The sequence below is a fragment of the Streptomyces pratensis genome (assembly GCF_016804005.1).
Classification (GTDB): Bacteria; Actinomycetota; Actinomycetes; order Streptomycetales; family Streptomycetaceae; genus Streptomyces; species Streptomyces pratensis_A.
Map to the genome: position 1 here is coordinate 3854370 of NZ_CP051486.1, position 23638 is coordinate 3878007.

Consider the following 23638-nt stretch of genomic DNA (forward strand, 5'->3'; position numbering starts at 1 on the left):
CAAGTTCCTTGACCCGGCGGGTCGTACAGTCCATCGCTGCGCGGCTGGAAGTGCCCGCCCGGCCCGGTCACTGGACAGCGCCAGCCGACCCTGGCTTCCAGGACGGCACCCCACCACCTCCGGACCCGGGGTGACGGTCAGGAGCAGGCGGCCCCGGCGCACTGCGGCTGCGAGTACGCGCCTGCTGCATTTCGCCAATTCGCCATGACTGGACCGTCGGCGTCGCCGACCATCAAGTGTGCAGGTGGAGGGCTTCACTGGGTGCTGGGTGTCGGAAGACCAGTGGGGTGAGGGCAGGAGGTTGGCAGGGAGCCGGGAAGCAGGTCGCCCGAGGTGAAGCCGCCTGGAACAGGGAAAAGCCGGGACGACAGGGTCGCGGAGGCTGCGGTGGCTTGATCGAGCTTTGCCAGGCTGCGCCCCGTAATGATCCACCAGTTTTTGTCAGTGCCCGTTGCTACACCAATTCCTTATGGGACGGGCCGCATTCCGCGGCCCGCCGGCGGGAGGGGAACAGCATGTCGAAGGTGCCGGACGGGTTCCATCGCGTACGCGGGCACATCCGCCGCAACCCGAAGCCGCGTAGCGCGAAGCGGATGAGCAGTTGGATGATCGCCGGTCTGCTGGCGGGCGCGTGGCTGTGGGGGCAGGTCTTCGGGTTCGGCGAGTCCACTGTCCCTACACCGGCTGCTGATCCGAAGCCGGCCGCCTCCGCGCAGAGCCCACACTGATGGCGCTGCCGCGGTTGCGGCGCCCTCGCGGCACGGCCGAGGTGGTCTCAGCCGCCGTTGTCGTGGTGGCCGTGCTCGTACTCGCGCTGCGGATGCTGGTGGCCGCGGCAGGCGCGTTGGCGCAGGTCTGGCCCCTTCTGCTGACGCTCGTCCTGCTCGTGGGAGCGGTGGGCGCATGGCGCCTGCGGCAGGCGAGCACACGGCGGCGCCGGGAGACAGAGCGGGTGGCAGCGCTTCGGATCGCCCTCGTCGAGTTCGACGCGATGGACGACCGCCACTTCGAGCATGCCCTGCGGGACCTGCTGGTCCGCGACGGTTGTACGGCCCGCAGGGTCGAAGGTGCGGGGGACCAGGCCGCCGATGTCATCGGTGACCATCCGCGGCTCGGTCGGATCGTGGTGCAGGCCAAACACACCCGCGTCGGCGGGAAGGTGGGCTCCTCGGTGATGTACGCGGTGAAGGGCACCGCCGGGCCGGTACACAAAGCGGCGCATGCTGTCGTCATCGCCAACGGGGCCTTCACCCGTGACGCCATGGCGTGGGGCGAGCGGCACGGCGTGCACTGGGTCGACCGACACAGGCTGGAGCGCTGGGCCCGGGACGGCGCAGCGTTGCACGAGCTTCTCGGGCTGTCCGCAGCCCGTGCGGGCCGTTTCAGGCGGGCTGCCTGATCCTCAGAATCTGGATCCCTCGTTCATCAGGTCGGGAGGTGTGGTGTTCGACGAAGACGGGTCGCTCGACCCGCTGCTGAAGTTTCTGCTCTACTCCGTTCTTACGCTGGCCATCGGCAAGATGCTCTGGGAGTGGATCACCGAGGACGTCAGCCGGTGGGTCACCGTGGACCTGTGGGGTGTGATCACTGGCCACCCGTGGTGGACCGGGGTCATCGCGGTCGGCGGGCTGCTCTTGTTCCTCATGCTGGGCCGACTGGTGGCGTTCGTGTCCGACGCCTCGCCCGCTGTCTACGTCAGTCCAGAGGAGACGCTCACAGCTCCCGACGTCTTTGCCGGACCGGACATGCTCACCTTCAGGATGAAGGAGCTGTCCTCGATGAGCGCGACGGGCTTCGAACAGGCATGTTCTGATCTGCTGGCACGCGACGGATTCCTCAGCCCACGCCGGGTCGGCGGCGCCGGTGACCTCGGCGTGGACGTCACCGCCCGCGACAGCGACCGTGGTGACCGGGGACGGGACGGCCGGCTGGCCGGACGGGGCGCCGTTCGACCGGATCTTCGTGTCTTTCGCCGTGCCCCGCATCCCGTCGGCCCTGGTCGACCAGCTCGCGCCGGGCGGCCGCGCCCTGATGACGTTGGGCACATCGTCGCCGTCCTGGCCAGGCCTCGCCGTGATCACCAAGACTGCCACGGGAGAACTCGTTGCGGAGCTACGCGCGGTGGAGTTCGGGCACCGCGGTGGCATGGGCTTCGACCGGCTGTTTCAGTCCGCCGATTTCCGCGAACGGATCACCACCCACGGAGGTCGCTGGACCCAGCACAGCCGCCTTGTCCCCCCGGCGGACACCGAGCGCGGCATGTGGCTGGCCTTGGACTACCTCCACCCGGGCCTCGTCCGCCACTTCGGTGCGGAGGACCTGGCGATCGGCGCACCGGAATGCGGGTCCTGGATGCGGGCACGCCCGGTCGGGCATCGCCGCTGGGAGGTCACCGTCGACGGGCCGCGCGACATCTGGGAGGAGATCCACGACGTCGCCGGCCGATGGCGTGCGGCCGGCTCCCCCCATACCTACCTCCTGCAGATGGAAGCCGACGGCGCCCAGCTGGCGACGACCAGTTGCGCCACTCTCACCTGGCCTCTTCCCGACCTCCCTCGTACCTCTGGAGTCGCACAGTGACCACCTGCTCCGGCGGGCCGGCCGCCGACTCCGCCGCCTTTGGGGAGGCGCTCTTCGGCACGACGACTGCCGAGTACGCCCGCTACCGACCCGGAGTGCCGGATGCTGCCGTTCGCCTGCTTGCCGCGACCCTGCACGGAGTGCCGGCACCGGTGCTGCTGGACCTGGGGACCGGGACCGCTCAGGTACCTCGTGCACTGCTGTCCGTCGTGCCGCGGCTGGCGCATGTCGATCTGGTCGACGTCAACCAGGCGATGCTCGCCCAGGCGGTGGCGGAGCTGAAAGAAGCCCCCCCGGGGCGTGCTCGGTATCGGCGTACGTCGGTGAGGCCCACACCTTCACCTCGCAACCACCCGGGCGGGGACCTGATCTGATCACCTGCTGTCGGGCGTTTCACTGGATGGACCGCGCCGCTGTTCTGGAGATGGCGGACCGGGTGGCCGCGCCGCACGCCACCGTTGCGGTCATGGGTGACGGGAGCCTCTGGACCCATGACGCCGAGTGGACCGGCGCGCTGCGCGAGCTGATCCAGACCTACCTCGGGCCGGACCGTCGTGCCGGCACACGCGGAAGCTACGCCACGCCCGGCCGCACCTACGAAGACGACTTGGCCGCCTCACCGTTCAGCGAGTTGCGCGAACACCGATTCCCTGTGGCCCGCGCGTGGACACCCAAGACGGTGGTCGGCAACCTCCGCAGCACGTCCTTCGCCCGGCCCGAACTCTTCGCGGACCGACACGAGGCGTTCGAAGCCGAAGCCCGCCAACTGCTGGACGTGCACGCTAAAAACGGGATGTTACGGGAGGAAGCGGTGTTCACCGTACTGATGGCCCGCCGGCCCGGGAGTTCCTCGTGAGCGGGCAGCAGCGTCACCAAGAGCCGATCGACGTCCACCTGCTCCTGCGTCGCGGCACAGAGGCGGGCGCAGAGGTCCTGCTGTCCCGCCGGGCCGGTGATGTTTACGCCTCGGGCCTGTGGCATCTGGTCTCCGGTCACCTTGACGGACCGCACGAGGACGTCATCGACGCGCTGATCCGCGAGGCGGCGGATGAGGCCGGCGTGAGCATCGACGCGGCGGACGTCCGCTTCGCGGTCGCAGTGCACCACCGCAGCCCTGGCGGCAAGGCCAGGGCCGGAATGTTCTTCGAGGTGCGCACCTGGCAGGGCGCCCCCTACATCCGGGAGCCGGCCGTGTGCGACGCGATGGGCTGGTCTCCGCTCGACGCCCTGCCTGAGCCGATGGTCGCGTACTGCCGGGCCGGGCTGGACACCTACCGGTCCGGCCAGATGATGGCCGTGCACTTCCAGGAGCCCGGGGACCCCGATCGCCTACGACCCGGCTTTCGACCGGTGCCGTCCCGTCCCAGCGGCCGGGACGTCCGGACCGGTCCTGCGGCTGCGGGAGTTCACCGAACAGGCCGTCGGACGCATCACCGGCTGGACGGACGCCTCCTGGGCGCGAGAGGGCAGCCAGGTGTGGCGGGCGCACGGCGCCGAGGGAGGGGTGTGGTTCGTCAAGGTCCACCACGACGGACGCTTCCACCAGAGGGAGGTGACCGCATTACGCACATGGGCTCCGCTACTGGGCGCAGCTGCGCCCCGGCTGGTGGCGGCCGACGAGAAACTCAGGGCGGTGGTACTCACGGCGGTGCCGGGCCACCCTCTGCACGGCGTCGTCCTGTCCCCGCCGCAGGAGCAGGCAGTCTTCCGCGGGATCGGCGCGCCGGCCCGCCGAATCCACCACGCCTCTCCCCCGCGGGACGCCCCCGCCGGCAGCGGCAGCGGCAGCGGCAGCGGCAGCGGCAGCGGCAGCGGCAGCGGCAGCGGCAGCGGCAGCGGCCAGACTATCGAGAATGCCGAACGGCACCTGGCCGCGGCAGGGCTGCACCTGAAGCCGGGAGATGCCGAGTTCGTCCGCGGTCTTGTCCGGCAGGCGACGACTCTGGCGCCGCTGGATTGGGTGGAGACCCACGGCGATTTCCAGCTCCGCAACATCTTCTACATCCCCGACCTCGCAGACGAGACGGACGATCCCGACGTCTTCGTGGCGGTGATCGACCTCGAACGCAGTGAGCCGGGACCGGCCGTACGGGATCTGGTCCGCCTGTCCGACGCCTGGACCGGCCTCCCCGAGGCCTTTCTGGCTGGGTACGGCAGGTCCCTGCCCGCCGCCGAGCAGACCCGGCTGCTCATCGACGCAGCGCTCGATTCCATGAGCGGGATCGCGTACGGCACCGCCCACGGCGATCTCGAGCTGGTCGAACGCGGCCGGCGGACGCTGGCCCGACTGCGCGCCGAGCATCGTGCAGCCCTCTCACCGACTGGAGATCCCTCGTGAACGCCGACACGGAACCCACCGCCGCTGCCGAATCGCAGGTCGATGCACGGCGATCGCCGATCCGCGCGGCAACGCCCGCTGACGCCGAGGCCATCATCCGGATGCGCTCCGAGTACGTCCTGTCCGCACCGTTGACCGAGGACTGGGTCCGGCGGTGCACGGACGAACTGGTGCCACGGCTGACGCCGAGGGGAGACGCGCGGGCCTTCGTCGTCGACGCCCCGGATGGCACGATGGCCGCCTGTGCCCTCGGCCTGATTCACCCCGTCCTGGCAGCGCCGAACTACCCACGGGGCCGGGCCGCCCGCGTGCACGTGGTCGCCACGCACCCGGACCACAGGCGCCGCGGCTGCGCCCGGGCCGTCGTCTCCGCACTCCTCGACCACCTCGCCGACGTCGAGAACGTCACACTGTTCGAGCTGCACACCAGCGCGGAGGCCGCGCTCCTGTACCGGGAGTTCGGCTTTACAGGCAGTCCGGCGCTCATGCGGATGACCCGCCACAGCCAATCCGCCGTTGCAGCGGCCGGTGCGCAGCCGGACTCGACGTGTGTGCCGCCGCAGCAGTACGCCGACGCGCTGCCCCGGGCGGCCGCGTTCGTGTGTCTCTACGTCACGGACGAGGACGACCGGCCGCTTCAGCTGCACTCCGTCTACTCCCCCGGCCACCCCTGGCACATGATCGGCGGCGCGATGGATCTGGGCGAGCGGCCCTGGGACGCGGCGGTGCGTGAGTGCCGGGAAGAGACCGGCATGACCGCCGCGGGTCCGCCCCAGCTGCTGGCCACCGTGTACGGGCAGCCCCGGGCCCACCGTCCGTACAGCACGCTGCAGCTGATCTTCGATGGCGGGCGCCTCACCGCTGAGCAGATCCGGGGCATCAGCCTCAATCCGCGCGAGCACGACGAGGCCCGCGTGATGCCCTTGGCCGAGTGGGAGGCCTTGATGCCGGCACGCGATTTCGTGCGGCTGCGCGCAGTGGAGGAGGCCCGCCGCACCGGCGTGGCCGCATACGTCGACATCTGGGGGGACGCATGAGCGTCAGCAGCATCGACTGGTCCAAGGGGCGAGGCTTCCGGCGGCTCGGGAACGAGGAGAAGACCCTGCTGGTCGACCACGCACCGGCGCCCGAGGGCGGCCGTGCGCTCGACGTTGGCTGCGGAACGGGTGAGATGTCCGTCTACCCTTGCCTCGCTCGGGTACGAGGTGGACGCCCTCGACGCGGTTGACGCCGCGCTCGCGCGGGCCCGCACAGACCACCCCGACGCGAAGGTGCGCTGGCTACGCCTGGACATCGAACGCGACGACCCCGCCCCCCTGGACGACACCCTGTACGACCTGGTGGTCTTCCGGATGTCGGTGGCCTTCGTGAACGACCGCACCCGTGTCCTGCACGCTCTCGGACGCCGGCTGCGCGAGGGCGGCACCATGCTGGTCATCACCCCGCTGGCCCCGGGCACTCCCGTTGAGAAGCGGCACATCGCACTGGACGAGGATGAGGTCAGCGCCCTCACCTGCGGATGGACGAGCGTTCAGCGCATCGCCGTCGGCGACACGGCAGCACTGGTCCTGCGCGGGCCGTGCGCGGACACGGTCGCCATGGAACGGTCCGTGCCAGCCACCGGCTACGCCGTTGCCGGGGCGCTGGCCGTCGTCACCGACGAGCACGGTCGCGTTCTGCTCGGCTGGTCCAAACGTGGCATGTGGGAAATTCCGGGCGGGAAGATCGAGGGCGCCGAGCCGCTGGACGGAGCCGGGGTGCGCGAGCTCGCCGAGGAGACCGGCCTGCACGCCACCGGCGCCGCCGTGGTGACCATCCTCACCGACGCCGCCCAAGGTGTCCCGCGACTGACTGCCGTGATTCGGATCGCCGGCTTCACCGGCACCCTCACCACCGCGGAGCCACACAAGTTCACCCGCTGGGAATGGCACGCCGCCGCCCACGTTCCCTACTCGGTCCACGCGCGCTCCTCTCGAGAGGGGCATTGTCCGTCCTGCGCTCGATGCCGTTGTAGTCCTATTGGATGTGGCCTCCGTCCAGTGCTCCATGGCCGACGAAGACGGTTTCCAGCACGTCGCGCAGAGCGCGACGTGGGCCCGCCTGGTAGACGTGCGTGTATACCGTCTGCCCGAGCGCTTGACGTACCTGTTCCACGGCTCGCCGTCGGTGAGCGGCCATATGAGCGAATCCGAAATGCTGGGGAACACCAGAGGGTTTCCACACACGGTCCACGGCTCCGAGCACAAGTGCCGCCGAGCGGGCGTCGCCCTGCGAGGCAAGCAGCCAAGCAAGGGTGTCGCTCAGAACCGCCTCTCCCATGCGCTCCTCAATTTCCTCCACGAGACGGAGGGCGCACCGTAGAAGACTGAGGGCCTCCGGAATCTTCCCGGCCTCTCCGTGGATAATGGCGAGAATCCACAGCAGGTAGCACCGGTGCCATGTGTCACCGCGCGTCGTGGAGATGGCGAGGGCTTCCTCCAGCAGGTGAAGGGCTCGCGCGCGATCTCCTTGCATCACCGCGGCAAGACCGAGTTGAGCAAGACACTGTGGCTGCGTCAGCAGCATTGGCGACCACCGCCCGACGGCCAGTGAGGACAGCGCGTACGCGGAAGCCTGCGGGATGTCCTGCTCCATGAGAGCCGCCAACCCTCGCAGTTGCAGGAAGGCGGCGGCCACCTCGGCCTCCTCCCCTTCGTCCGCCGTCAGGTCTGTCGGGCCGGGCGCGGCGGACAGGTCTGCCAGCGGCTCGTCAGCCATGTCGATCACCCGGCCGGCGTTGTCGTGGTCGCCGTGCATCAGCAGCAGGAAGCCGGCAACCCATGCGGCGCGGCGCCAGAGGACAACCGCTTCCGGCGACTCGGAGGGGCATGGGTGACGGTCGATGATCGCCTGCATCCAGTGAGCGCCTTCGCCCACCCTGCCCGACGTCAGACAGTGCAGCCAGAAGCCCTGAGCCGCACGCAGGACGGCTTCGGCGGGCTCTTCGGCCGGCGGAACCGCCGTGACGATCTGTCGTAGGTTGGGATGCTCGGGACGCAACCGTCGCAACCAGTTAGCCTGCTCGGCGGAGCCGTAGGCGGCTCCCGCCCGAGCCGCGAGATCGAGGAAGTAGGCACGGTGGCGGCGCACAATATTCTGCGCGTGGTCGTTCTCCCTGAGACGCTCCAGCCCGTAGGCGCGGACCGTTTCGAGCATGTGGAGGCGGGTGTGACCGCCCACGTCCACCCGGCTGGCGAGGGACTTGTCCACGAGTCCGGACAGGGTTGCGAAGGCGTCGACAGCGAGGTCGCTGACCGGAGGCCGCGTTCCGGGCGTGAAGGTGGCCCCGCAGAGCTGCTCGGCATCAGTCAGCAGCACTCCCCCGGCGCACAGCGACAGCTGTTGCCAGGCGGCCCGTTCGTCATCGGTGCACAGGTCCCAACTCCATTCGAACAGCGCACGCAGTGCGCGATGTCGCGGATGTGCGGTGCGCTCACCGTCTCCCGGACCGAGCAGGCGAAACCGATGCTCGATCCGCTGCGCAAGTTCCTGCAGCGTCAGCGTTCGCAGCCGGCGTGCGGCAATCTCCAGAGCCAGGGGTAGGCCGTCCAACATGCGGCATACCTGAATGACCGCCGTCTGGTTGGTGCTGGTCACCCGGAACCCAGGACAAGCGGCCTCGGCTCGGTCTGCGAAGAGGGCGATGGCTGAGGATTCCGGACCGATTTCCCCTGTGGCGTCCTCCTGGCCCCCGACCCCGTTACTCAAGAGGGGAACATCCAGGGGCATCACCCGAAGCACGTGCTCTTCGCCGATGTCGAGGGGCTGACGGCTGGTGGCGAGGACGCGGAGTCGCGGCAGCAAGGCCAGCAGCGTTCGAACGGTCCGTGCACACCCGTCCAGCAGATGCTCGCAGTTGTCAAGGAGTAGGAGCACCCTACGTCCCTGCAATGCCATGGCAAGCTCACGCAACGGATCTTGTTCTGCTGAGACTTGGAGACCGAATGCCGCGGTGACTGTCGCAGCCACCGAGGGGTCGTGGTGGAGATCGGCCAACTCCACGCAGTGGACGCCGTGCTCGAAGCGGTGTGCTACCTCTCGGGTCAGGCGCTGGGCCAGCCGGGTCTTGCCCACGCCTCCTACGCCGACGAGGGTGACGAAGCGGCAGCGCTCGATCAGCGCGCTGCCTGCAATGAGCTCGGGTGTCCGGCCGACAAAGCTCGTTGCTTGCTCCATGCTGTGCCCGAGAAGAGCCCAGGGGCCGGGCACGTGCGGAGCACCATCACGCTGCACGTCCCGCCGACCCCGTTCACCGCGCTGTTGCGGCAGGGCGCCCGTCTCGCCCGCCTGGACGAAGCTGCTCTCGCCGATTCGACGGCGCCACCCGCGCCCGGCTGTCTCCTGAAGCCTGGCTGCGAGATCGGAGATCTCCCGGCCGATCGCAGGCAACCGCTCGGCGTTGCCGGGTGCCTGCGCCTCCAGCGCTCGCGCGACGGCCACGCTGCTGAAGGCTGGCCGGGGAGGTCAGGCGGTAGGGCAGCGGTGGCGTCTCGCGAGCACGATCCCGTGATGCCCATGCCTACCAAGGCGACGTCCCGACCGCTGGGCCCCTGGGCGTTCGGGGAAGGGGCCCTTGGAAGGGGCCCGGGTCGCTGGTTCAAGGCCTTGAGCACCTCGGCAACCATTTCGCCCCAAGGTGTGTCCTCCGTCCCAAGGCCCCTCCTCGAGGGGCGCGTCGTTCGCGAAGACGGAGGAGTGCCGTGGGGGTCCGCAGGGCGGCGAAGGGAATCGGCGATTTCCTGATGGAATCGGTGGGCGAGGCCGTTGCCGAGGTGATCCTCGGTCTGCTGGCATGTGCCCTGCTTTTCTGTCTGGGTCTCATCGCCTACCTGAGCTGGTCCTTCAGCCCGCGCCTGACCGTCGCGGGCGCCGGCGTGCTCAGCCTCTTCCTCGCCTACGGCGCTTGGGGAGCCTTCCGTGAGCCCTCAAAGGGCCGCCACCGTCGAGGCGTGGCCGCTGTGGCCACAGGCGGCTTCACACTGGCTGCCGCGACGGCTGTCTTCCTGCTGTTCTACGCCTCGGACTGCAACTGCTTGTGAAACGAGTCCGGCGGCCGCCGCTTCGAAGCGCCCCAGTTCTCCAGGCTCCCTGCGACGATCAACACCCCCACTGGGGCTACCAACAGCACACATGGCCTACTGTCACCATTTCACCGCCTTCTGTGAACATGACGCGGCATCATTACCTAAGCTCTGAAGCCCGTCGTGCCCCGTAGCCGCCTCGCTGCGTTTACCGCTGTCGTACCCAGCGCCACCCTGGTCGGCTGCAACGCGCAGCCGCAACCTGCGGAAAGCACACCGACCTCCACCGCGTCAGCCGCCTCACCTGCCCGAGAGGGCCCCGCACCCGGGGGCAGATGCCCTCAGCCTGCCCGACGCGATCGCGGCCATCCCCGACGGCAACGAGCGCCGTGACGGCTACGACCGCGACGCCTTCCGCCTCTGGATCGACGAGGACGACGACGGCTGCGAAACTCGGGCCGAGGTACTCCTGGCAGAGGCCACCACCAAGCCGAGCAGCGTCGATCTCCTCTGCATCGATGAGCTCGGCTACATGGAACTCGACCGCCACGGCGCCGAACTGCTCTTCCAGGTCCTGCCCGAGCGCGAGGAGAAGAAGAGCGTCGCCATCGCCTGCAACGAACCCTTCGACGGTTGGACCAAGACCCTTACCGACCCCCGCCCCTCAGCGGCCATCGTCGATCGCCGCACCTTCAACGGCACCATCATCGAGACCAGCGCCGACTCCTACCGTCTCGACAGCACCCGAGCACGTACCGAAGAGCCGGCTGAACCCTAACCAGGTTTGATGGTGGCGAGCTGCGCGAGTAGCAGGATGAGCCGGTAGGCCTCGGCAAAGTCGGCGGCGGTGAAGGTGACTGTCCGGCCATCTTCACCGCGTGAGACCCCTGGCGCGAGTGTCGCCAGGTCAACCATGAACGGCGCGCAAAGGTCGACTTCGACGTCGAGCGGTCCAGCAAGGGTCAGCGGTGAAACCTGGGCGCGCCGCGTGATGGCTTCGGCGGCCGCACGGCGCAGCCGCTCCCGAGCTTCTTCGGGGTGCAGGGTGACGGCAGCGCCCTGACCGAGTGCTTGCTTGACCGCGACGGTGACGGTGGAGGGGAGCAGATCTTGGAGTTCGGCGCAGGCGCTGTCGTCGCCGCTGAGTAGCACGACCGGTACGTCCAGGTGTCCGGCCATGGCGGCGTTGAGGCCGATCTCGCCCATGGAGCCTCCGGCCACGCGCACGTCGAGGATGCCGTCGTTCATCGTGTGTGCCAGTACGGCCGGTCCGTCTCCGGCGCGAGCGTGGTAGCCGACGAGCAGGACCGCGTCGGTCTGTTCATCGAGTCCGCCGAGCATGCCCAGGGGCCGCGGCTTGCCACGGACAAGGTGCGCCCGGCGGTCGAGCTCTTCGGGCAGCAGATTACGGAAGGGGCCGTGTGCGTCGGCGACCCGCACCTCGGCCGTGGGTTCGGCATCCAGGACACCGGCGATCACAGCGTTCGCCTCAGCCGTCATCAACGCCCGGCCACGCGCGTAGTCGTAGCCATCCGGGTTCGTCTCGGTGGGATGCACGATCCCCGAGACGCCCTCCATGTCAACAGAGATCAGTACCTGCATAACCTCAGGAGTCTACGTGCTCCGTGCGCCCGGCCTACATGAATCCCTGATCTTGTCGGCCAGGCCGTCCCCACGCACTGACTCTATTTCTCGGTTCTGGCACAGATCTTGGGGAGCCATCGCAGAGGGTGAGGGCGCTGTTCGATTGAGAAGGGTCCAAGCCCCGGTGACTCGACATAGGGCCTCACCTCGTACCCTCCGCACATGACTGCTGATCCGTTTCAGTGCCGCTGTGTCCTGTGCCATGACTACGGCGGCCGGGACGAAGCGGACCGCATGGATCTGACGGTCATCGAGCATGTGCAGCAGCACGGATGGCACGTCGTGATGGTTCCCGAAGACGAGATCGGTCCTGGATTCGCCTACACGATCGGCCTCGCGCACACCCACGGCGGACCTGAACTCGCCATGTTCGGGCTCGATGTCCACACCATGCATCGCATGCTCAACTCCCTCGGAGAGAAGTCCGCCGCAGGCGAAGCACTGGCAGACGGCCAGAGCTATCCTGATGTTGTCGCCGGCCATCGAGTCGCGCTCAGGCAGGTCGATCGCGGCTGGCACCGGACCTTCTTTGGGCAGGCCATCGGCTTCTACCAGCGGCTGCCTCTCCCTGTAGTGCAAGTCGCATGGCCTGACGCCGAGGGCCGTTTCCACTGGGATGAGAGCGCGGAGGAGAGGCATCGCGAGTCACAGCCTCAGTTGTGGCTGCCTCCGAGTGACCATCCGGCCGGAATCTGGACGACCGAACTCTGACCGGTGATGCGGTGGGTGGAGAGCCGGCACCAAGGCGATGCAGCACTGAAGCAAGATCATCTTGCGAAGGAGTTCAAATCCGGCCCGCCCGTAGAGCTGCCGCTTGATCTTCTTGATGCGGTTCACAGCACCCTCGATACTGCCCGAGCTCCAGTCCAGAGTGAGCCCGGCAATCACGGCGTCCACGTCTCGGCGCAGATGGAGTGCGAAACCGGTGAGCCCGGGCAGCCGGCTGGCATCGACAGCGTCGATCCAGGCGGGGAGCGTGGGCTGGTATCGGCTCTCTACCATGCCCACTTCCCCGAAGCCGAGGTCACGGTCCACTCCGCCCGCCCTCTACACTTCTGAGGAAGCCCGGCGCGGTGCAGGGGGCCGGCGTTCGAAAGCCAACGCTGGCCCAAGGATTGGGTCCCGGCCGCTGCTCAGGGTCCTCGGGTCGGCCACCGGCCATCGATACCGAGAGACGAGCCCGGCCACGGACCGAAGACGGATTGATGCTCGACCAGCGGCAGGAGCATGCCGCTCTCCGCCCCGGCACGTCATCGCCTCAGCAACGTTTGTGCCAGGGCGGATGATTTCGGCGAGAGCATTGCCGTCGTCCAGATGAGCAAGCGTCCCGCCGTGGAGCGGGGCGCAGGCCTGCACGCCCCATCCGCGGTCGTGGGCGTGGGTGCTCGGTCCCCGTCCCTGCAGCGCCTGGCACAGTGCGGTGTCCTCGACGAGGCTGACGGGAAGCTGAATCGTCCTCAGGTGGTGTCCTGACGTACCGGCTGCCTCCGTAGCAATCCGGTCGAGGCCCGCGACAGTGAGCTGGCCGCCCGGGAAGCCGGTCCAGGTGGCCACCCCGTACGATCCGATGGTTCCAGGTGATTTCAAAGCGCTACGAAAAGGGCTCGACCATCCTGGCCTCGAACAAAATCTTCAGCGAATGGGGGCAGGTGTCCGGCGATGAGGTCCTGGCCACCACCATCCTGGACCGACTTCTCCACCACTGCGACGTCATCTCCATCAACGGGCCCAGCCACCGCCTCAAGAACCGCCTCGCCGCCATCGAACGAGACACAGACGCCGCCTGAAGGGCAGCTCCTCTCGGCAGCTGTCCCAGGACGAGCTACCCGCCGCCAAGGCGGGGCCGCCGACGAGCGGTGGCGTCGCGCCAACGCGCAGTGCGAACCTCTGACGTGCTTCTGAGTGCGGCCATCTCTTTCGGCCCCTGCGCGACTCGACACGACCCCGTGTCCTGGTCGACGAGGATCGGCCAATTCCCCCCGACCCTGATCTGGCGCCCCTCTTCGTCCTTCGCCGTGGGATACCAGGTGAAGCCATAGACGCCCGTGACGGCCGGGGTCGCCCACAGGCCAAGCTCGAAGGCCCACTCGTCCCAACGGTCAGTCAGGGTCCGGCCGAACTCCTCAGCGAGTCTCCGTGCTTCGCTCTCCTCCAAGCATCCCCCTCCATCGCTCTCCAACACTTGAGAGACCAGACGTTACGGGAACTGAAGCAGGCCACCGAACGGGAGCAACTGCGGTGCACGTATCTCTGTACTTGGCAGTGCACGCAGAGGAGTACGCGGACACCTGTCCGCACCGTACTGGCTCGAACTGCGTGACTACGACCCGGTCGCGATCGCGGCCGGACTCAGCAAGCCGATGCTCATCCTCCAAGGCGGACGCGACTACCAGGTCACCGTCGCCGACAACCTCGTGCGATGGCGGACGGGCCTGGCCGGCCGCCCGGAAGTCGATGTCCGTGTCTACGAAGCCGACAACCACCTGTTCTTCCCCGGTGCAGGACCATCCGCCCCCACCGAATACGGAACTCCGCAGCACGTCGACCCCGCGCACCAAGGGATGCGCCCCGCTCACCCTCGCGACAGCGCCGACAGGCCGGGTACCGCCGAACTCAACCGAGGACGGGTGCCCTTGCCCTTCACCGGGGCCCGGCGTCCGGCGAGGCCCAGCTCCTCGATGTTGACGCCCAGGATCTCCTCGGCGCGGGCGGTGGTCTCGCAAAGCATCCCTACAGCGTCTTCTCCCGCAGATGCACCTCCCGCCGCGCGATCAGCCGGTCGATCGCCATTACCGAGCGAGCAGGCGTCTCGGAGTCCGGCGGGGTAAACCGCTTCGCCCAGCCCGGGACCGCCGGGCCGTCGTACCCTCGCTCACCGCACCACCCCAGCCACGAGAGTGGGCAGAAGCGCGCAGCCGCGTGCTGCCCGAGTGTGCGCCGGAAACGACGCTGCTCGCGCCCCGCTACTTCACCGCCCTGGCTGCTATGCGCAATCGGTTCGCCCAAGTCGGGCTCCAGGACAGCGCCTTCACGGTCGAAGTTCTCACCACACCGGTGCTCGACAACATGCTCGACTCTGTGCGCACGGACCTGCTCCCACTGGTGGAGACCGATGAAGCGACGGCTGCCGAGGAGACCATGGACCGGCTTCGTCCTGCTCTGGGGCAGATCCGACGACTCGTTGAGGTCCGTAATCCAGGCTTCGCGCGCACCTGCTACCGTTCCCCGGGCCGGGCCGGCGCCCGTCGTGGGGCCACGATCCCAACGCCGCGGCAACGGCGATGTCACGTCCACCCGCCACTGACTGGGCGCCACGGTAACGCCGAGGCGACGGACTGACTGCTTCCGCCACTCCGCCCGTTCACGCCCAACCCGTATGGTTCAGTCGCGCGTGCGCCTCCCGCCCACGCCGCGCCCAGGAGGAACGGCAGTTGATGTTGACTCGCAAGGCACGAAGACGGCTCTCAGCCGCCGCCCTTCTGCCCCTGCTCGGGCTGAGTGCGGCCTGCTCCGATGCCGGAAGTCCGGCCGGAACGGCCGAGGCCACCGGTCGGAACCCGGTGGCGACGGAGACAAGGGGCCACGCCGCGACCCTTACGGCTGCTGAGCTCAAGGCCGCCCTGCTCACCGAAGCGGAAGCGAAGGGCTTCACCATCACGGGAAGCGATTCGCGAGTCGGCGCCGCCGCCGCGGACGGCAGAGCCGCGGAGGCGGGCGAGCCTGCGGCCTGCCTGGTTTTGCGACGGACACCCAGCCAGAACGCGCCCGAGCGTGGTGAGTCGGCAGCCGCCTGGTCGACCATGTACCTGGGCGACGGTGCTCTATGGCCGCGGCAGACCGTGCTCACCAGCTACCCGGTGGACACCGCGCGCGCCCGCATGGCGGAACTCCGCCGGGCCGTGGGCGCCTGCGGCCGGTTCCATGTGCGCAATGCTTATGGAACCGGTTCCGTCACGACCGAGACACTGCCGGTTTCCACGCTCGGCGAAGAAGCCGTGCGCTACCGCATGCTGGCCCGCACGAAGTTGCGTTCCGGGGACCTGGGATACCACTACGCCCTGGTCACCGTCGTCCGGGCAGGAGGTGTCATCGCCTCGGTGCAGACCTCCGACGTCCTTGGGCCCTTTCCTGCCGAGCGGGTGAAGGGGTTCGCACCGGAACCGGGGCCGGACGAGCCGATGACCGCCGTTCTCGCAGAGAAGGTGAGCAAGGCCGCCGGCGCCTGAACGCCGACCCGCACAGCAGGGGAGGGAGCGCAGGGCCGTGAACCCGTGCAGTGCACTGCCCGTCCAGTGCTCGACGAGGTCACCGGGCTGGCAGAATCCAGGGGAGGCGGACATCATCACGCGTGACCGCACATGGAGCTTGGACGGAGACGCGAGACGGATCGTGCCTGGCGGATGATCAGGATTAACGCGTGCGTTCCTCGCGATGAACGAGGATCTGCTTCCTGAGCTCCTGGCAGTCCTGGCCGGTGACGTCGATCCGAGCGTGCGGTCGAACGTCGGCCATGGGGCTCTCCACTCCGTCGATGCCTGCACCCACTGTCGGCCTGACACCGACCTCGGACTTGTCAGAGCCGGCGTGCGGGCTGTCCCCGTTATGTTTTTCGCGGTCCTGCAATGGGGCCGCTGGCCTCCGGGCCCGGCATGGCTGTGTCTCCCTGTCGAAGGTATGACCTGGGGGGGTGGTGTCACCGGGCCCGGGAGGTGCCGTCGGAGACGCTGATGAGAGGTCCGGCCACCGTCCGGTCCGGCGCAATGCCGGGCAGTTAGCGGGCGGCAGGTCTGCATAACGTGGATGCGCGCGTACGTCACCAACGCCGAGGCCGGCACCGTGAATACCCCTTGGGGAGAGGGAGGGCGACGATGTTCGGCACCACTGAGGTGAGTGTCTTCATGGGCCTGGACGTCGACAAGAGTGCACATCACGGCCACGGGCTCACTCCGGCCGGGAAGAAGGTCTTCGACAAGCAGCTGCCCAACAGCGAACCGAAACTGCGGGCCGTCTTCGACAAGCTGGCCGCGAAGTTCGGCAGGGCGCTGGTGATCGTGGGCCAGCCGGCCTCCATCGGCGCCCTGCCGCTGGCCGTGGCCCGGGACGCGGGCTGCCAAGTCTCCTACCTGCCCGGACTGGCGATGCGCCGGATCGCCGACCTCTACCCAGGCGAGGCGAAGACCGACGCGAAGGACGCGGCGGTCATCGCGGACGCCGCCCGCACCCTGCCACACACGTTGCGCTCGCTCGAACTGACCGACGAGATCACCGCCGAGCTGACCGTCCTGGTCGGCTTCGACCAGGACCTCGCCGCCGAGGCCACCCGCACCAGCAACCGCATACGCGGCCTGCTCACCCAGTTCCACCCCAGCCTGGAACGCGTCCTCGGTCCGCGACTGGACCACCGGGCCGTCACCTGGCTGCTGGAGCGCTATGGGTCCCCGGCCGCCCTGCGCAAGGCCGGCCGACGCAGACTCGTCGAGCTCATCCGGCCCGAGGCCCCGCGCATGGCCGCCCGGCTGATCGACGACGTCTTCGACGCCTTGGACGAGCAGACCGTCACCGTTCCCGGCACCGGCACCCTCGACATCATGATCCCGTCCCTGGCCCGCTCGCTCGCCGCCGTCCACGAACAGCGCCGGGCCCTGGAAACACAGATCAACACCCTGTTGGAGGCCCACCCTCTTTCCAGGTCCTGACCTCGATGCCCAGCGTCGGCGTCAGGACCGCCGCAGTCCTGCTGACCACCATCGGCGACGGCACCGACTTCCCCACCGCCGCTCACCTCGCCTCCTACGCCGACCTGGCCCCGACCACGAAGTTGTCGAGACACCGGTTGGTGTCGTCGATGTACCGCTTCTTCCCGGTGAGCTTGGCGAGCAGAACGTAGGAGCCGTACGAGGTGTCGTCCCAGGAGAGCGTCCACCGGTAGGAGTGGGTGCTGGACTACGGTTCGGTGGAGAGACCGTCGTAGTACGTCTCGGCCTTGGCGAGGTAGGAGGCGTCCCCGGTGGCCTTGTGCAACCAGATCGCCCCCCACACGAGCTCGTCCTGGTAGCCGCTCCAGAAGTTGTAGTACGACTTTGCGTCGGTGATGCAGTCGCTGTACTTGCCACGGTAGGTGTCGGCGAACGAGTACAGCTGCTTCGCGTGGGTGATCAGCTTCGCCGCATACGCCGGGTCGTCGTCCGTGAACAGCACCGAGGAGGCGGCCATCGCGGCGGCGGTCTGCCCGGCCAGGTCCGAACCGGGGCAGGAGGCATCGATCCTGTACTCGGGCCGCGCCATCGGCATGACCTCGGCCGGATCCCACCACTTGTGGTCGTCGGCACCGTTGCCCACCTGCCCGTAGAACACGGTGGGGAAGGGGTGCGCCTTGACGAAGTAGTCATTGACGAAGCGCAGGCTGTCCTTGAGGTGCTCCAACTGCCCGGTGGCACTGTACGCCTCCTTCTGCTCGATGCCGCCCCAGGCCAGGACCGCGGCGCTGTAGGCCATGGGCAGGCCGAACTTCACGTGGTCACCGGCGTCGTACCAGCCTCCGGTCAGGTCCAGGCCGACGTCCCTGCCGTCTTCCGTGCCCGAATCGGGTACGAGAGGTGCCGGGCGTTGCGGTGGGGCGGGGGTGCCTGGCGGATCGGCGTGGGCGCGTGCTCCGCCGATGCCTGCGGTGGCGCGCCGCACCAGCCGTCCGGGGACGAGCAGGTCAGGCGGTGCCGGCCCAGGGCGAGGCAGCCCGAGGGGGCGTCGGTGACGCCTGCCGTGGGAGCGCTTCCATTGACCTGCTCATGAAGCCAGTGCGTGCCCGCCCTGTCAACGGGTCGCGTGCGGAACGGAGGGGAAGTCGTAGGCGGACCCCGGCTTTCACGTGCGATGCTCACCTGCATGCAGAGCCGATGTCCAGGCCGCATCGCCGCTGCGGCCTGCGATGGCCTTTGCCCGCGCGCTGCCGGAGACGGCGGCGGAGCTCCACGCCACGGACCCCGCCGCCTACCCGGGGCGGGTCGGTGCGGAGTGGCTGTGCGGCAAGCATTCCGCTACCCACCGCCGGGTGGTGCTGGGCCGGTTCGCGCCAGGACCCGGAGAGGGCAAGGTCTCCCGCATCATCGTGCCGGTCTTCCTGGCACCGGGCGAGGACCCCTCCGACATGATGGCGTCCCCCAGCTGTCGCAGCCTGGTAGCGGTCCTCCAAGGGCTCAGGGCGCATGACGAACGGGTCATCGAGCGCATGGCGCTGCCCACCACCACCGGCCGGGGACAGGCCACGTCCGTGGTCGCACTCGATCCGGTCCGCGAGGAAGCCGACGACGGCGACCACGTCCAGGAAGAGGGCGCCGAAGACGGCACCGAGGAGACGGCGGCCGGCTCGGCGAGCGGTGAGGGCGAGGAGACGGCGCAGCCAGCCGCACAGGCCGGTACAGACAACGACACGGCGGACAAGGAACAAGCAGGCGCCGGGGCCCCGTTGCTCAGGTTCTTCCTCCCCCGCAACGCCGGGGACGTCGCCATGTTCCTGCGGACCCGGGTCCTGCACCCCGACTCCGAAATCTGGCTCACCGGATACAACGCCCTGCGCCACTGGGTACGCGAGCACCGGAGCGCCGAGGTGCCCCTGGACGCGTCGGTGGAGCTGGGTGAGGACCGCATCACGTATGCGCTGTGCGCATGGGTCAGCGAGCAGCGCCGCGCGTTCCGGCTCGGCACCCTGAAGCCTGGCGGGCCGATCTCCTGAACGAGGTGGGCATGGTGTGGTCGGTCACGGACGCCGGATTCTGGTGCAACCTCACCGCGGCCCGTACCTACCACTCCGTGGACGGCACCCTCGCCGCCCCGAAGGACGCCGTGGGTCCAGGGGGTGGCGGTCGGTTGATCGAAACTGCCTGTCGCATAGGCAGGCTTGACACTGGAGCAGCCCTCTTCGACCGAGGCACTCCGCAATATGTCATTTGCGAGTGCTGTGGCAACGAGTCCGGAATCGGTGACGACACCGTAGGGCAGGTGCGCGAGCTCCGGGGGTACTGGGTTGCTGTCGGAGCAGAGTGGGAGCGTCCCGAATACAGGCCGGCCGACTGGGTCCTGTTGACGCAGTCGTCCAACATTGCCACCGGAATGGAAGTAGGTCAGTCGCGCATACTCATGCCCCACGCTCTGACCTGGGGCCAGCGGGCATGCGGGCGGGAAGACAGCGGCCGACGAGCAAGCACGCCGACCGGGCGCACTGTCCATCGGACACCGCAGAGTCAACGACGTCCGTGTGCTGCTCAGGCTGCGGAGTGGCTTCCGGGTCTGTGGTGTTCCTCGCCGTGGGCGGCGTCGAGCTGTGCCTCAAGTCCAGCGAGTCCTGAAGCCAGGGCGCGGCGTTCTTCGGGGGACATGTTGTTGATGGCCTGGTGGAGCATGGTGTCGCGTTGTTCGCGGATGCGTTGCAGGTGCTCTTTGCCGGTGGGGGTGAGTTGCAGGGCGATTTCGCGGCCGTTGTCGGGGCAGGCCACGCGTTCGAGGAAGCCGATGGCTTGCAGGCGGTCGCACATGCGGGTCACGGTCGGAGGTGCGGAGGCGAGGAGTTGGCACACGGTGCGCATCCGGATGCCGTCTTCGCGGTCGACGACGTACATCAGGCGCAGCTGGGATGTGGAGCTGGGGGCGGTGGTGTGGGTGGTGGAGTGTCTGGCGTGCTCCCACATCACGTCCAGGAGTTCCGTGATGGAGCTGGCTGAGTGGGTCGCCTCGTGCCGGCTCCCGCCGACAACGGCGTCTGTTGCGGTCACGGTTTCCCCGTCGGTTGGTCCTTGTGCCCGGAGGACGGCCGGGCAGTGGCTCAGCTGGGAACGTCCGGTCCGGTGGGGCGGACCGCCATTTCCTTGGTCACCGAGGTCTCCGCGCCGCCGGTGGGGAGCGGAGCTGTGAGGTAGCTCAGGGTACCTGTCAGCTCCAGGAGCTGGTCCAGGTTCGTGGTCCGGTCGTCCAGGTGGAGCCGCACTCCGGCCTCGGTGGTGCGGCGGCCGATCATCAGCAGGGCGGACAGGCCCATCGAGTCGACGGTGCCGAGGTTCGCGCAGTGCAGATGCAGGTCGGTCAGAGCGGGCCGGGCCGAGAGCTGGTCGGTGGCCTCCTTGACGAGGTGGTCGGCGCTGTCGTAGTCGAGGTCCCCGTGTACCTCTATACGGACGCTGTCCTGGGCATCGTGCGTGGTCAGGCGCAGGTGGTGGGGATGTCTGATCATGCGTTGTACCCGGCGGCGGTGAAGGGGGCGGTGGTGAGGGTGTTCGTTGCGGCCTGGAGGATGCGGACGGCCCGGGGGAAGTCCTTGAGCTCGCGGGCCAGCAGATCCAGGGCCGGGGGCAGGCTGTGGGCGGGGACGCCGCGGGCCACGAGGATCTGCGCGGTCCAGGTGATGAACCGGGCGAAGAGTTCCTCGTCGCCGAGGTACAGGGCGGTGGCGAGGAACTCGACGATGTGCGCGAGGTCTTCTCCGGTGCGCTCGCGCTGGAGATCGCTGTAGGAGCGCATCGCGGGAAATGCGTCTTCCAGGGCGGTGAAGACGCTCCGTACGAGAGAGGCGCTGTTACGGGCGACCATGGTGTATTCCTGGTCGGCCAGGTGCGGCAGGTCGTCGAACTGCTGATGGCCGGGTTGCGGCCTGGGCAGTGCCCTCTCGGCGAGATGGTCGGCGGCGGTACGGGCGTCGGGGGCCCAGGCGTCGGCGCCCAGCAGCGTCGCGTACCGGCCGGCTGGTCCGAAGGCGGCGCCGCCGACGAGGACGGGGACGCCGATGGCCTGGCAGGCGGTGATTGCCGCGTGCGCGGTGGGCAGCCGGGTGGCGATCGAGCTGGAGAGCGCGACCGCGTCGGCCCGGGTGCTGTGAAGGTGAGCGATGAGATGCGGGGTGGGAACCTGGGCACCGAGGTAGTCGACCCGCCAGCCGCGCAGCTTCAGGGTCTCGGCCAGCAGGCGGGCGGGCAGCCCGTGCCACTCGCCATCCACACAGGCCACCGTGATCCGGCCCCGGGTGGCCGTGGTGCGGGCGGAGGGATGCACGCTCACGGCAGCAACCGCCCGGTCGTTTATGGCGGTCGCCGCGTGCTCCTGGGCCACGCTGATCCGGTTGGCCGCCCATTCCTCACCGACGCGCCCCTGCACCACGGCGATCACGTCGAGCAGGACGCTCTCCGGGGCGGTCCCCTCGTCGAGCAGGCGCAGCACGAGCTCGGTGGCCGCGTATTCGTCCGCGGTTGAGACAGCGTTCCACAGCAGCTCGGCGGCCTGTTCTGCGTGTTCGGGTCGGTAAGGGCGCGGCGGGGTACTCGTGCTCATGCGGTGAACCTGCCCCGCGTGTGCCCATTCACCGCACTGAGATGGTGGGTGCGGGGGGCGGAGATCACGACGACGGCCATGTCGTCATGAGAGCGGTTGCCAAGCCATTGGGCGGCCAGCATCTGTACGTGTTCCACAATCCCTTCGGCCGGCATGCCCGCGCACCCGGAAAGGGCGCGCCTGAGGCGCTCCTCTCCGAACAGGGCGTCGCCCATCGGCCCGCCCTTGGCCTCAGTGATGCCGTCGGTGTATAGGACGCAGGACTCTCCGGGCGCGAGGGACACGGCGGTGGTGCTGGAGGAGATGTTCGGGAGTACCCCGATCAGGGTGCCGTGGGTGTCGGTTTCCTCGACGGTGCCGTCCGTGCGAATGATCAGCGGGCTGGGGTGGCCGCCGCTGGTGAGCTTGAGGTCCACCATGCTGCCGCGGCGCACGGCGGAGGCCAGGACCAGGGTCGCGAACCGGGTGTGGTGGGAGCTGAGCAGCGCGGTGTTCAGCAGGCTGAGCATGCGCTGGTGGTCACCGGCCAGGGGCAGCAGGGCGTGGAGCGTGTTGCGGATCTTGCCCGTCAGGACGGCGGCCTCCAGGCCCTTGCCGCACACGTCTCCGAGCGAGACCAGGGAGGCTTCGCCCTCGACGGCGGCGGGGTGGACGTCGTAGAAGTCGCCGCCGATGCGCTCGTGGTCCGCGGATGGCCGGTACTGGCCGGCGAAGTCCACCCCGGAGATCTGATGCAAGGTCGGGGGCAGGAGCTCACGCATGAGGACGTCGGTGATCGCGGTCTGTTCCGCGTACAGGCGGGCGGCCGACATGGCCGCCCCGGCACGGGCGGCGAACAGCCGGGCGAAGACCTCTTCCTCATCGCGGAAGGCGGCATGTTCCGCCTTCCGCAGCAGGATGAGCACACCTGCCGGGACACCGTGCCCGGGCAGCGGAGTGATCACGATCGAACCGACCGGCCCGAACCCCTCGGGCACCATCCATTCAGGGGCCAGGGCCGGGTCGATCCACCGCGAGGGCACCGGTGGAAACCCCCGCAGCGCCTCCCCCAGACCCGGCACGCCATCAGGGTCCACCGTCACGGTGGACAGGGCAGGCGCCCCGCCACGCAGGCAGGAAACCACCGGCAGCCGCTCCCCGCGGGCCGGCGCGATCGCCAGTGCCGCATCCGCGAGGCTCTCGGCGGCCATCTGCGCGGTCACATCCATGCAGCGCCCCAGATTGAGGGAGGAGAGCAGAACGTTGGACGCCCTCGCGAGGAACGCGGTCCGTTCCCGTTCCATGTGCAGGGCTTCCTGGAGAAGCTGGTGATCGGTGTCATCCACCAGCCACCACGCCACCGAGCCGTCCCTCCGTACAGTGGGGTGCGCCTCGAAACGGCGCCCTCCGATCGCGCCACGCAGCGGCCCTTCACCGTCCAGGACGGCATGCGGGCCGGGGAGGATCAGCGCGTGGTGCGCGGCACAGAGCCAGTCCGGAACCACATCCGCCAGGAGTGTCCCCGGGGCCGCGGCGGGCAGAAGAAGACCTGCCGCCTCATTGCACCGCACGACCGCACCCTCGACGTCAGCGATCAGGACCGGATACGGGGCCCGACCCCAGGAGAGGTCAGGCCCCGTGTCTGCGACGGTCTGCGCTTGAGTGGGTACCAAATGTTGAGGAGCCGCTGAGCGGATCCCTCACCTCATCAACTGGAAGAAGATTG

At 68.8% G+C, this 23638-nt stretch carries 20 protein-coding genes and 8 pseudogenes; 19 read left to right on the forward strand and 9 right to left on the reverse strand.

Annotation, left to right across the window (positions count from 1 at the left end):
• Window positions 1-515: 515 nt before the first annotated feature.
• The 11 genes and pseudogenes from HED23_RS15650 to HED23_RS15685 form a co-directional block, all read left to right on the forward strand.
• Window positions 516-728, forward strand: a complete 213-nt coding sequence (locus tag HED23_RS15650) for a hypothetical protein (protein WP_203184028.1) — start codon at window positions 516-518, stop codon at window positions 726-728.
• Window positions 728-1399, forward strand: a complete 672-nt coding sequence (locus HED23_RS15655; protein ID WP_203184029.1) for a restriction endonuclease — start codon at window positions 728-730, stop codon at window positions 1397-1399. The genes HED23_RS15650 and HED23_RS15655 overlap by 1 nt, the downstream gene beginning before the upstream one ends.
• 43 nt (window positions 1400-1442) lie before the next feature.
• A pseudogene (locus HED23_RS36085) lies at window positions 1443-1901 on the forward strand (restriction endonuclease); the annotation flags it as partial.
• A 4-nt stretch (window positions 1902-1905) separates the two neighbouring features.
• A complete protein-coding gene (locus HED23_RS15665; protein WP_238441969.1) occupies window positions 1906-2580 on the forward strand; it encodes a protein-L-isoaspartate O-methyltransferase family protein in 675 nt (224 codons plus the stop codon).
• Window positions 2577-2954 (forward strand): class I SAM-dependent methyltransferase, encoded by a 378-nt coding sequence (locus HED23_RS35120; RefSeq protein ID WP_238441970.1) that lies wholly within the window; start codon window positions 2577-2579, stop codon window positions 2952-2954. The genes HED23_RS15665 and HED23_RS35120 overlap by 4 nt, the downstream gene beginning before the upstream one ends.
• A 26-nt stretch (window positions 2955-2980) precedes the next feature.
• Window positions 2981-3436 carry a hypothetical protein gene (locus HED23_RS35125; protein ID WP_238441971.1) on the forward strand — a complete coding sequence of 152 codons (456 nt, stop codon included), beginning with the start codon at window positions 2981-2983 and terminating at the stop codon, window positions 3434-3436.
• Window positions 3433-3759 (forward strand): annotated as a pseudogene (locus tag HED23_RS35885) (NUDIX domain-containing protein); the annotation flags it as partial. The gene HED23_RS35125 and the pseudogene HED23_RS35885, both read left to right, overlap by 4 nt.
• A 325-nt stretch (window positions 3760-4084) precedes the next feature.
• Complete coding sequence (locus tag HED23_RS35890) at window positions 4085-4918, forward strand: phosphotransferase (RefSeq protein WP_338019595.1); 834 nt, start codon at window positions 4085-4087, stop codon at window positions 4916-4918.
• Window positions 4915-5955, forward strand: a complete 1041-nt coding sequence (locus tag HED23_RS15680) for a bifunctional GNAT family N-acetyltransferase/NUDIX hydrolase (protein ID WP_203184030.1) — start codon at window positions 4915-4917, stop codon at window positions 5953-5955. Before HED23_RS35890 ends, HED23_RS15680 begins: the two co-directional genes overlap by 4 nt.
• Window positions 5952-6146 (forward strand): hypothetical protein, encoded by a 195-nt coding sequence (locus HED23_RS35130; RefSeq protein ID WP_238441972.1) that lies wholly within the window; start codon window positions 5952-5954, stop codon window positions 6144-6146. The genes HED23_RS15680 and HED23_RS35130 overlap by 4 nt, the downstream gene beginning before the upstream one ends.
• Window positions 6124-6804: pseudogene (locus tag HED23_RS15685) on the forward strand (NUDIX domain-containing protein); the annotation flags it as partial. The gene HED23_RS35130 and the pseudogene HED23_RS15685, both read left to right, overlap by 23 nt.
• A gap of 130 nt (window positions 6805-6934) precedes the next feature.
• Here the strand turns inward: HED23_RS15685 and HED23_RS15690 are convergent.
• Window positions 6935-9397, reverse strand: a complete 2463-nt coding sequence (locus tag HED23_RS15690) for an ATP-binding protein (RefSeq protein WP_203184031.1) — start codon at window positions 9395-9397, stop codon at window positions 6935-6937.
• A gap of 260 nt (window positions 9398-9657) precedes the next feature.
• Here HED23_RS15690 and HED23_RS15695 point away from each other — a divergent pair, with 260 nt between their 5' ends.
• Together HED23_RS15695 and HED23_RS15700 are read left to right on the forward strand one after the other, a co-directional pair.
• On the forward strand, window positions 9658-9996 hold the full coding sequence (locus HED23_RS15695; protein ID WP_203184032.1) for a lysine transporter LysE: 339 nt from the start codon (window positions 9658-9660) through the stop codon (window positions 9994-9996).
• A 478-nt stretch (window positions 9997-10474) separates the two neighbouring features.
• A pseudogene (locus HED23_RS15700) lies at window positions 10475-10756 on the forward strand (ATP-binding protein); the annotation flags it as partial.
• On the opposite strand, the gene HED23_RS15705 reads toward HED23_RS15700, so the two are convergent.
• Window positions 10753-11580, reverse strand: a complete 828-nt coding sequence (locus HED23_RS15705) for a M55 family metallopeptidase (RefSeq protein WP_203184033.1) — start codon at window positions 11578-11580, stop codon at window positions 10753-10755. The pseudogene HED23_RS15700 and the gene HED23_RS15705 overlap by 4 nt on opposite strands.
• Window positions 11581-11784: 204 nt before the next feature.
• On the opposite strand from HED23_RS15705, the gene HED23_RS15710 reads away from it, so the two are divergent.
• A complete protein-coding gene (locus HED23_RS15710; RefSeq protein ID WP_238441973.1) occupies window positions 11785-12333 on the forward strand; it encodes a DUF4262 domain-containing protein in 549 nt (182 codons plus the stop codon).
• A gap of 48 nt (window positions 12334-12381) precedes the next feature.
• Here HED23_RS15710 and HED23_RS35135 read toward each other — a convergent pair.
• A pseudogene (locus tag HED23_RS35135) lies at window positions 12382-12600 on the reverse strand (transposase); the annotation flags it as partial.
• 593 nt (window positions 12601-13193) lie between these two features.
• On the opposite strand from HED23_RS35135, the pseudogene HED23_RS15720 reads away from it, so the two are divergent.
• Window positions 13194-13409, forward strand: a pseudogene (locus HED23_RS15720) (ATP-binding protein); the annotation flags it as partial.
• 830 nt (window positions 13410-14239) lie between these two features.
• Here HED23_RS15720 and HED23_RS15725 read toward each other — a convergent pair.
• A pseudogene (locus HED23_RS15725) lies at window positions 14240-14538 on the reverse strand (site-specific integrase); the annotation flags it as partial.
• Between the two features lie 3 nt (window positions 14539-14541).
• On the opposite strand from HED23_RS15725, the gene HED23_RS15730 reads away from it, so the two are divergent.
• The 3 genes and pseudogenes from HED23_RS15730 to HED23_RS15740 form a co-directional block, all read left to right on the forward strand.
• Window positions 14542-14961 carry a hypothetical protein gene (locus tag HED23_RS15730; RefSeq protein ID WP_203187776.1) on the forward strand — a complete coding sequence of 140 codons (420 nt, stop codon included), beginning with the start codon at window positions 14542-14544 and terminating at the stop codon, window positions 14959-14961.
• Between the two features lie 95 nt (window positions 14962-15056).
• Complete coding sequence (locus HED23_RS15735) at window positions 15057-15848, forward strand: hypothetical protein (protein ID WP_203184034.1); 792 nt, start codon at window positions 15057-15059, stop codon at window positions 15846-15848.
• Window positions 15849-16490: 642 nt separating this feature from the next.
• A pseudogene (locus tag HED23_RS15740) lies at window positions 16491-17446 on the forward strand (IS110 family transposase); the annotation flags it as partial.
• 119 nt (window positions 17447-17565) lie between these two features.
• On the opposite strand, the gene HED23_RS15745 reads toward HED23_RS15740, so the two are convergent.
• Entirely contained in the window at window positions 17566-18303 is a 738-nt protein-coding gene (locus tag HED23_RS15745) for a glycoside hydrolase family 9 protein (RefSeq protein ID WP_238441974.1), read from the reverse strand.
• Window positions 18304-18547: 244 nt separating this feature from the next.
• Between HED23_RS15745 and HED23_RS15750 the strand changes: the two genes are divergently transcribed.
• Entirely contained in the window at window positions 18548-19351 is an 804-nt protein-coding gene (locus HED23_RS15750) for a helicase associated domain-containing protein (RefSeq protein WP_238441975.1), read from the forward strand.
• Between the two features lie 529 nt (window positions 19352-19880).
• On the opposite strand, the gene HED23_RS15755 is transcribed toward HED23_RS15750, so the two are convergent.
• The 4 genes from HED23_RS15755 to HED23_RS15770 are packed head-to-tail and all read right to left on the reverse strand — an operon-like array spanning window position 19881 to window position 23483.
• Window positions 19881-20387, reverse strand: a complete 507-nt coding sequence (locus HED23_RS15755) for a MarR family winged helix-turn-helix transcriptional regulator (RefSeq protein WP_203184035.1) — start codon at window positions 20385-20387, stop codon at window positions 19881-19883.
• Window positions 20388-20437: 50 nt separating this feature from the next.
• A complete protein-coding gene (locus tag HED23_RS15760) occupies window positions 20438-20842 on the reverse strand; it encodes an STAS domain-containing protein (protein ID WP_203184036.1) in 405 nt (134 codons plus the stop codon).
• Window positions 20839-21933 carry a cobalamin B12-binding domain-containing protein gene (locus HED23_RS15765; protein ID WP_203184037.1) on the reverse strand — a complete coding sequence of 365 codons (1095 nt, stop codon included), beginning with the start codon at window positions 21931-21933 and terminating at the stop codon, window positions 20839-20841. The genes HED23_RS15760 and HED23_RS15765 overlap by 4 nt, the downstream gene beginning before the upstream one ends.
• Window positions 21930-23483: a PP2C family protein-serine/threonine phosphatase gene (locus HED23_RS15770; protein WP_203184038.1), complete on the reverse strand. Its 1554-nt coding sequence runs from the start codon at window positions 23481-23483 to the stop codon at window positions 21930-21932. Before HED23_RS15770 ends, HED23_RS15765 begins: the two co-directional genes overlap by 4 nt.
• Window positions 23484-23638 lie beyond the last annotated feature (155 nt).

Excerpts from the sequence above, each read along its gene's own strand:
- HED23_RS15650 (WP_203184028.1), top strand. The coding sequence starts at position 516 with ATGTCGAAGGTGCCGGACGGGTTCCATCGCGTACGCGGGCACATCCGC.
- HED23_RS15655 (WP_203184029.1), top strand. The coding sequence starts at position 728 with ATGGCGCTGCCGCGGTTGCGGCGCCCTCGCGGCACGGCCGAGGTGGTC.
- HED23_RS35125 (WP_238441971.1), top strand. The coding sequence starts at position 2,981 with ATGGACCGCGCCGCTGTTCTGGAGATGGCGGACCGGGTGGCCGCGCCG.
- HED23_RS35130 (WP_238441972.1), top strand. The coding sequence starts at position 5,952 with ATGAGCGTCAGCAGCATCGACTGGTCCAAGGGGCGAGGCTTCCGGCGG.
- HED23_RS15705 (WP_203184033.1), bottom strand. The coding sequence starts at position 11,580 with ATGCAGGTACTGATCTCTGTTGACATGGAGGGCGTCTCGGGGATCGTG.
- HED23_RS15710 (WP_238441973.1), top strand. The coding sequence starts at position 11,785 with ATGACTGCTGATCCGTTTCAGTGCCGCTGTGTCCTGTGCCATGACTAC.
- HED23_RS15735 (WP_203184034.1), top strand. The coding sequence starts at position 15,057 with ATGTTGACTCGCAAGGCACGAAGACGGCTCTCAGCCGCCGCCCTTCTG.
- HED23_RS15750 (WP_238441975.1), top strand. The coding sequence starts at position 18,548 with ATGGCCTTTGCCCGCGCGCTGCCGGAGACGGCGGCGGAGCTCCACGCC.
- HED23_RS15760 (WP_203184036.1), bottom strand. The coding sequence starts at position 20,842 with ATGATCAGACATCCCCACCACCTGCGCCTGACCACGCACGATGCCCAG.
- HED23_RS15765 (WP_203184037.1), bottom strand. The coding sequence starts at position 21,933 with ATGAGCACGAGTACCCCGCCGCGCCCTTACCGACCCGAACACGCAGAA.